Here is a 5,536-nt window from a genome sequence, read left to right as displayed (position 1 = left end):
AACAACAGCGTCCATTTATGGTGGGCTTTGCCGCTGAGACGCAAAATGTCGAAGAATATGCAGCAGGTAAATTGGTTGCTAAAAAACTAGACATGATTGCATGTAATGATGTGTCTCGACCTGATATTGGTTTCGCTTCTGATGAAAATGCAATGACAGTATTTTTCGCTCAGACATACCATATGGAAAAGCGTGAGTTAGAGAAAGCGTCAAAGCAAGAGATTTCGCAACAGTTGGTAGAAGCAATACATGATGCTTTACTACAGAAGTCGTAAATAAAACCATTTTACTTTTAATTAAAATGCAACGAAATCGTTGCATTTTTTATGTATTCTAAACTTACGTCGTCATCTGACCTATAAGCACAACTGTGTGCGATGTCAGTCTGTACGTGAACTCAATTATAGCCACAGTTTTGATAGGACATCCTGATGATTAAAAAAACTTTAGCCACTGCACTTATGTTGTCATGTTTTAGTTTGAGTAGCCCAGTTTTTGCTGGTGGTTTATCTGATGATATGAAAGCACTCGGTAAAAACTATAAAGCATTCAATCAGGCTGAAAATCCACAGGCGGCAACAGCTGCTTTAAATAATATGCGTGCAGCAGCAGTCCATTCAAAACAGTATAAGTTGGCCTCACATTCAGCTGAAAAAGTTCCGACTTCAACAGCATTATTTGAGCAAATTATTGTGGAAATTGATAAAGCAAAAGTACTTGTTCAAGCAGGTAAGTTAGACGAAGCAAAAAAACAAGCGAAGAAAATTGCAGATTTACGTGATCAAGGTCATAAGCATTATATGCATTAATTTATTGGGATTTAGATCAATAAATCTAAGCGTGTATTGTTAAGTCGAGCCAGTAGTTTAGTGATAAAACTGTACGTATTAAGCGTGCAGTTTTTTTATGCGCATTCATTTATATTGAATGAGAACATAAACTGAGCATGATTCGGATTTTCATCAAATTTCTAAATTGATACAGTGAAACGATGAATGATGAGAGCTAATCCTATGTCCTCACAACAACATTATCAGCGTATTGCAGAAGCGATTGCTTATATACAGAATAATTTTCAAAGGCAGCCACAGCTTGATGAAATAGCAGCACACATTCATCTTAGTCCAGCACATTTTCAGCGCTTGTTTACTGAGTGGGCGGGTACCAGTCCGAAGAAATTTTTACAATATATCAGCATTGAACATGCAAAGAAGGTTCTGAAGCAACAGCAGGGCAGCGTATTTGATGCAACATTTGCGACAGGATTATCGAGTACCAGTCGACTACATGATCTTTTTATTCAAATAGAAGGTATGACACCTGCTGAGTATAAATATGGTGGGCAGCATTTAACGATTCATTATCAGTTTTCTGAAACACCATTTGGTCAGGTGTTGATTGCATCCACTCAGAAAGGCATTTGTACACTTCGATTTGTAGAAAATACAGCTGAAGCATTAGCACATTTAAAAGAGCAATTTCCTCATGCAATGTATATTGAACAAGTTGACGCGTTTCAAGAAGCTGCACTGAAGTTTTTTCGTCAGGATTGGGAACAACTTCCGATGATTAAATTACATCTCAAGGGCACACCCTTTCAATTAAAAGTTTGGCAGAGCTTACTCAAAATTCCAATGGGTCAACTTTCGACTTATGGACAACTTGCCCAGATGATTGATCATCCCAAAGCAGCTCGTGCTGTTGGAACAGCAATTGGCCATAACCCGATTGCATTTTTAATCCCTTGCCATCGGGTGATTCAGTCGACTGGCGCTATCGGTGGATATGAGTGGGGAACAGTTCGTAAAACAGCGATTATTGGTTGGGAGGGCTCGCAGACTCATGCAATTATTTGATATTGAAGCAGATCCAGCAGTGAACTATTTACCCTACGAGGGGACTGTTCATTATTATGGTAAAGTTTTAAGTAGTTTAGAAGCAGATCACTATTTCGAAATGCTTATGAAGAACATTGCATGGGAAAACGATCAGGCGATTATTTTTGGTCGAAAAATTATAACTAAAAGAAAAGTCGCTTGGTATGGTGATCGAGGCTTCGAATATACCTATTCCAACATTAATAAATATGCTTTGCCTTGGACTATAGAACTGATTGAGTTAAAAGCCTTAGTCGAAAAATTAACAGGTGAAACATTCAATTCTTGCTTGCTCAATCTTTACCATTCTGGAGAAGAGGGAATGGCTTGGCACAGTGATGATGAAATCGATCTCATCAAAAATGGTGCAATTGCTTCTTTAAGCTTTGGAGCAGAACGTAAATTTGCGTTTAAGCATAAACAAACCAAAGAAAAAGTTGATGTGTTTTTAGAACATGGAAGTTTATTAGTTATGAAAGATACGACACAGACATATTGGTTACATCGTTTACCGCCAACCAAAAAAATATTTACACCACGGATTAATCTTACCTTTAGAACGATTGTTGAGTAATAAAAAAAGGACTGATATTCAGTCCTTTTTTACAGCTATCGCAATAACGATTAAGCTTGACCTTGAGCATCGGCATCCGCTTGTAAGCGTTGCATGTTTGCTTCAAATTCTGCATCAAAGTTAATTGGTGTAAGTAACAATTGTGGGAAGCTACCCTTAGTTACTAAATCATTTACCGATTCACGTAAGAACGGGAACAAGATATTTGGGCAGTAAGCACCTAAGATATATGGAAGACGGTCTTCTTCAACATTATCAACCAAGAAAATACCTGATTGAGTTACATCAACGATAAACGCCGTTTCATTTTCATTTGTTGCTTGAACTACAACTTTTAATGATACTTCGTAATGATTTGGGTCAATTTTTTCTGCAGCAGAAGATAAATTGATATTGAGTTCTGGTTGCCATTGTTTTGTAAATACTTGCGCGCCAGGAACCTCAAAAGAAATATCTTTAGTATAAATACGTTCTAATGCCAGTTGTGGTTGAACTTGTTCTTCGCTCATTGTTTTTCCTTAAAGTTAAGCTAATAATTGGTCGAGTTTACCTTCACGCTCTAAAGCATAAAGTTGATCAAAACCGCCAATGAATTGGTCTTTGATAAAAATTTGAGGCACTGTACGGTGATTGGTACGTTGCATTAACTCAATACGAACTTCAGGTGCTTCATTTGAAAGATTAATTTCTTTAAAAGCAACGCCTTTACGCTCAAGTAATTGTTTTGCACGTACACAGTATGGGCAAGACAGCGTTGAGTAAATTGTGACGTTTGGAGTTGTCATCTTATTGCTCCTTAAGCTTTGGTTTTACTTTTAACTAAGGGTAAGCCTTGAGCTTTCCAGTTGCTGATACCACCATCTAGACGATAGCTATCTGCATGCGCAACTTTTTGCAATGCTGCACCCGCAACTTGACCTAAGTTACAGATAAATACCAATGGACGATCACTTGCTTTTAATTCATCTACATGACTTGTGATTTGGCTATATGGAATGTTACGGCTACCGCTGATGTGACCATCACGGAAATCTTTCGCATCACGAAGGTCAATCAGCATGGCATTTTTTGCTTTAACCAAAATACCGAGTGATTGCGGTGAAATTTTACGACCATTACGTTGTCCTTCTAAAACAAAGAACAACACGATCAATACGCCGAGCGCACCAAATAAGAAGGGGTGATTCCCCATAAACTCTAACCAGCGTTCCACAAGTCACCTAAAGTTAAAATCAAAATTGATCCTGAGTATAACGTATCTCTATGGTGATCAAAATCCTTAGTTCAAGGGGGAATGATCGAGAAAAGTTAACTTTTTTGTTGAGCTTCTTGAATTTCATCAATGAGGCGTAAATAACTGTCAAGACGGCGCTGAAGGATTTCACCTTGATCAACTGCTTGTTTCAATGCACAATTTTTCTCATGCGTATGGGTGCAATTACGAAATTGGCAGAGACCAAGATGTGATTCAATTTCAGGAAAACCTGTGCGAACTTTTTCTAAATTTAGATGCCATAGTCCGAACTCACGAATCCCAGGAGAATCAATCAATGCGCCGTTTGATCCAAATTTAATCAGACGTGTTGAAGTCGTGGTGTGTTGACCAAGGGCTGAGTTTTCTGAGATTACATTGGTTTTCTGTGCTGCATTTGGGACGATGGTATTGATCAATGAGCTTTTACCAACACCTGATTGCCCTACAAAAGCCACAGTTTCCTTGTCCAAGCGTTGAGCAAGTTCAGTCAAATCACCTTGTGATTGGCAGATCATGGTTTCATAACCCAAGGCTTCATATTCACTGAGTAAATTTAGAATAGGATCATTTTCAGTGAGTAAGTCTGATTTGTTGAGTACCAATAATGCAGGAATATTGGCATCAGCACAGGCAACCAAATAACGATCAATCAATGTTGGTGCAGGTTCTGGCAATGGTGCAAATACAATCACAATCAGACTAATGTTTGCTGCCACAGGCTTAACCTTATGATAGCGGTCTGGGCGAGTTAGTAGAGATTGTCTAGGATAGATCGCAGTAATGATCCCTAAACCTGTATTGGGATCTGCTTGCCATTTGACGCGATCACCAGTGACCAATAATTCGAGATTGGTACGAGTATGGCAACGCCAAACACTATCCAATTCAATTGGTTTCCAGAAAGGTTCAGGCTCACCATCTTGAACTTCTGGTTTTTCTGGATGTTGATCAGGTACAGAGAGTGCTTGTACTTCGAGTTGACGACCATAATGCTGAACAACTAGCCCATCCAAATCTTGTGATGTGTCAATGTCGTCTTGACGAGATTTGTGCTGTTTCTCAATACGACGTTGCTGTTGTTCGGTTAAGCGACGTTTACGAATTAAAGCCATTCATGTCCCAAAAAATCCATACATTTAAGACCGCAAAAATAGCATGAAGCCACTATAGAATTACAGCCAAGAAGTAATTAATTTGCTACTATTGATGTTTTTAAGCACTTTAGAATCACGATCTATGAGCAGTACCCCAGATACACGATTAATTTGGATCGACCTAGAAATGACAGGTCTGGATACAGATAACGATAAGATTATTGAAATCGCAACAATTATTACTGATGATAATCTTAATATTCTTGCTGAAGGTCCTGTTTTAGTGGTTCATCAATCAGATTTGATTCTAAACGCAATGGATGAATGGAATACCAAGCAACATGGTCAATCAGGTCTAATTGAACGTGTACGCCGTAGTAAATTGTCTGCGCAAGATGCAGAACAGCAAACACTTGAGTTCTTAAAAAAATGGGTGAATCCAAAATCATCACCAATGTGTGGTAACTCAATCTGCCAAGATCGCCGTTTCTTACATCGCCTGATGCCTGAACTTGAACAGTTCTTCCATTATCGTAATTTAGACGTATCTTCAGTCAAAGAGTTAGCGAAACGCTGGAGACCTGAAATTATGAGTGGCTTAAAGAAAAATGCCTCACATTTGGCGATGGACGATATTCGTGACTCAATTGCTGAATTAAAATATTACCGTGAATATTTTTTTATTATGAATAAATAACTCATGGCTTATCTTTTATAATGATGCCATTGAAATATA

General features: G+C 38.3%; 9 protein-coding genes. 5 read left to right on the top strand and 4 right to left on the bottom strand.

Going from position 1 to position 5,536, the window contains the following annotated elements; translation table 11 throughout:
* The 4 genes from A2003_RS13020 to A2003_RS13005 form a co-directional block, all read left to right on the top strand.
* Positions 1 to 275: phosphopantothenoylcysteine decarboxylase domain-containing protein (locus A2003_RS13020; RefSeq protein WP_286687472.1), on the top strand; the 275-nt coding region annotated here is incomplete at its 5' end.
* A 156-nt stretch (positions 276 to 431) separates the two neighbouring features.
* Positions 432 to 809: a cytochrome b562 gene (locus A2003_RS13015; protein ID WP_039047712.1), complete on the top strand. Its 378-nt coding sequence runs from the start codon at positions 432 to 434 to the stop codon at positions 807 to 809.
* Positions 810 to 1,013: 204 nt separating this feature from the next.
* On the top strand, positions 1,014 to 1,856 hold the full coding sequence (locus tag A2003_RS13010; RefSeq protein WP_004906526.1) for a methylated-DNA--[protein]-cysteine S-methyltransferase: 843 nt from the start codon (positions 1,014 to 1,016) through the stop codon (positions 1,854 to 1,856).
* Positions 1,843 to 2,451 carry an alpha-ketoglutarate-dependent dioxygenase AlkB family protein gene (locus A2003_RS13005; RefSeq protein ID WP_004906528.1) on the top strand — a complete coding sequence of 203 codons (609 nt, stop codon included), beginning with the start codon at positions 1,843 to 1,845 and terminating at the stop codon, positions 2,449 to 2,451. Before A2003_RS13010 ends, A2003_RS13005 begins: the two co-directional genes overlap by 14 nt.
* Before the next feature lie 50 nt (positions 2,452 to 2,501).
* Here the strand turns inward: A2003_RS13005 and secB are convergent, their stop codons facing one another.
* The 4 genes from secB to rsgA form a co-directional block, all read right to left on the bottom strand.
* Entirely contained in the window at positions 2,502 to 2,960 is a 459-nt protein-coding gene (secB, locus tag A2003_RS13000; RefSeq protein WP_004906530.1) for a protein-export chaperone SecB, read from the bottom strand.
* Positions 2,961 to 2,975: 15 nt separating this feature from the next.
* Complete coding sequence (gene grxC, locus A2003_RS12995) at positions 2,976 to 3,236, bottom strand: glutaredoxin 3 (protein WP_004774456.1); 261 nt, start codon at positions 3,234 to 3,236, stop codon at positions 2,976 to 2,978.
* 11 nt (positions 3,237 to 3,247) lie between these two features.
* On the bottom strand, positions 3,248 to 3,664 hold the full coding sequence (locus A2003_RS12990; RefSeq protein ID WP_004955555.1) for a rhodanese-like domain-containing protein: 417 nt from the start codon (positions 3,662 to 3,664) through the stop codon (positions 3,248 to 3,250).
* 95 nt (positions 3,665 to 3,759) lie between these two features.
* The gene (rsgA, locus tag A2003_RS12985; RefSeq protein WP_004955558.1) at positions 3,760 to 4,818 is read right to left on the bottom strand and encodes a ribosome small subunit-dependent GTPase A; all 1,059 of its coding nucleotides are present in this window, start codon (positions 4,816 to 4,818) and stop codon (positions 3,760 to 3,762) included.
* 124 nt (positions 4,819 to 4,942) lie between these two features.
* On the opposite strand from rsgA, the gene orn reads away from it, so the two are divergent.
* Positions 4,943 to 5,497, top strand: a complete 555-nt coding sequence (gene orn, locus A2003_RS12980; protein WP_125318829.1) for an oligoribonuclease — start codon at positions 4,943 to 4,945, stop codon at positions 5,495 to 5,497.
* Positions 5,498 to 5,536: the final 39 nt, after the last annotated feature.

Origin of the sequence: Acinetobacter sp. GWC1_38_13, from assembly GCF_001767535.1 — a bacterium.
Lineage (GTDB): Bacteria > Pseudomonadota > Gammaproteobacteria > Pseudomonadales > Moraxellaceae > Acinetobacter > Acinetobacter junii.
Note: the sequence above shows the minus strand (reverse complement) of the source record. Positions and strands in the feature narration are given on the sequence as shown.